This window comes from Nocardiopsis prasina DSM 43845, from assembly GCF_000341265.1.
Lineage (GTDB): Bacteria > Actinomycetota > Actinomycetes > Streptosporangiales > Streptosporangiaceae > Nocardiopsis > Nocardiopsis prasina.
Genome location: NZ_ANAE01000236.1, coordinates 1 through 1392 on the forward strand (window position 1 = coordinate 1; position 1392 = coordinate 1392).

Annotated in this window: 1 protein-coding gene; it reads left to right on the forward strand. The window is 71.0% G+C overall.

The window, feature by feature from the left end:
• Positions 1–106: 106 nt before the first annotated feature.
• Positions 107–1279 (forward strand): IS4 family transposase, encoded by a 1173-nt coding sequence (locus D452_RS0127105; protein WP_026129722.1) that lies wholly within the window; start codon positions 107–109, stop codon positions 1277–1279.
• Positions 1280–1392 lie beyond the last annotated feature (113 nt).

Here is a 1392-nt window from a genome sequence, read left to right on the forward strand (position 1 = left end):
CCCAACACCGTTGTTTTAGGGCATCTTCGCTGGTAAGGGCCTCGGGGTGGTGCGAGCCTGGCACCGAGGGTTCGCGGCCGCCTCTACCCGCGGGATACTCGATGGCGTGACGAACGCGGCTGACCGCGCCTCTTTCGGGGTGCTGACCCAGACCTTCGACCCGCACCTGGTCGAGGAGGTGGCCACCCGGGGCGGCGCCCTCCAGCAACGGCGGCGCGAGCTGCCCGCACGGCTGACCCTGTACTTGGTCCTGGCGCTGTGGCTGTGGCGCAACCTCTCCTACAAAGAGGTCTGGCGCAGGCTGGCTGACGGCTGCGCGTTCAGCGGCGGGGCCCGGGAGTTGGCCGTGCCGGCCTCGGGCGCGCCCGAGGCCTCCAGCGTGAGCCGGGCCCGGCAGCGGCTGGGCACCGAACCCCTCACGCTGCTCTTCGCCCGCACCGCCGGGCCCCTGGCCGAGAGCGACACCCCGGGAGCATGGTGGCGCGGCTACCGCCTGACTGCGGTGGACGGCACCTGCCTGGACACCCCCGACACCACCGCGAACCGGGCCGCGTTCGGCGGCCCCTCTGAGGGGGCCTTCCCTCAACTGCGTCTGGTCGCCCACTGCGAGATCGGCACCCGCTGCCTCATCGACGCGTCCTTCGACGCCTACACCACCAGCGAGAAAGCCCTGTGCGAGCGCATGGCGGCCTCGTTCGCGCCCGACATGCTCACGGTCTTCGACTCGGGGTTTTGCGGCAGCGACCTGTACTGCACGATCACCGCCACCGGCGCCCAGGTCATCATGCGCGCCGGCGCCCAGTTCGCCCTGGCCCCCGTCGAGGTCCTGGCCGACGGCTCCTACACCGCGCACCTGTCCAAGGGCGGTCCGCTGGTGCGTGTGGTCGAGTACACCGTCTACACCGACACCGTCACCGCACACGGCGGCCACACCACGGCCGGGGAGACGATCACCCTGGTCACCAGCCTGATCGACCCGGTGCTCCACCCCATCGCCGACTTCCCGGGGCTGTACGCGGCCCGCTGGGAATCGGAGATCCTCTACGACGCGGTCAAGACCGAACTGCGCGGCGGAACGACGGTGCGGTTCCGCTCCCAGAGTCCCGACCTCATCCGTCAGGAGGCCTGGGCGCTGCTGCTGGTCTATCAGGCGGTCTCGGACCTGATCACCCGCGCCGCCGGGTACGCACAGCTCGATCCCGACCGCATCAGCTTCACCACCGCGCTCAACACCGCCCGCCGCTCGGTCAACCGGACCGGTGGGCGTTTTTCCCCCTGAGGACCTGGCCGTACTGGACGTGTGGGCCTTCGACGAGCTCTGGGACGACCTGCTGCCCCGGCGGCGCCGGCGGTCCGCACCCCGTGAGGTCACCCGGCGCTCCTTCCGGTTCC